The organism is Actinospica durhamensis (assembly GCF_018139695.1).
GTDB lineage: Bacteria > Actinomycetota > Actinomycetes > Streptomycetales > Catenulisporaceae > Actinospica > Actinospica durhamensis.
Map to the genome: position 1 here is coordinate 1 of NZ_JAGSOG010000746.1, position 449 is coordinate 449.

Genomic DNA, 449 nt, shown 5'->3' on the forward strand with positions numbered 1-449 from the left:
CTGCATGCCCGCGATGTGCCGGCGCTGCTGCAGACGCCCCATGCGCGTCCGCTCATCGTCGAAATCTGGTCATTGGATTGCAGCTACTGCCGCGAGAACATCGCGCGTATCGCGCAATGGCGGCGTACCGCCAAGAAGAACGTGGATGTGGTGATGGTGTCGATGGATGGTCCGGACCAGGCCGAGATGCTGAACCGGGCGCTGGCGCCGCTGGCCCGCGACGGGAAGATCGACGTTGCACGCATGCCGCAGTACGCCAACGCCGAAGACATGCCGGAGCGCCTGCGCGCCGCGCTCGACCCCGGCTGGCAGGGCGAGATGCCGCGCACGATCATCCTCCGCCCGGACGGCAAGCGTCACGCATCGAGCGGGTTGCTGACGCCGCAAATACTGGAAACAGCGCTCAGGGATTAATCAGAAAGTGACGCAGACCCCCCTCGTTGTTGGGG

The 449-nt window shown here is 65.5% G+C and carries 1 protein-coding gene; it reads left to right on the plus strand.

Going from position 1 to position 449, the window contains the following annotated elements; translation table 11 throughout:
* Positions 1 to 414, plus strand: a 414-nt coding sequence (locus KDL01_RS47230; protein ID WP_212534283.1) for a redoxin domain-containing protein, incomplete at its 5' end; no start/stop codon positions are given.
* Positions 415 to 449 lie beyond the last annotated feature (35 nt).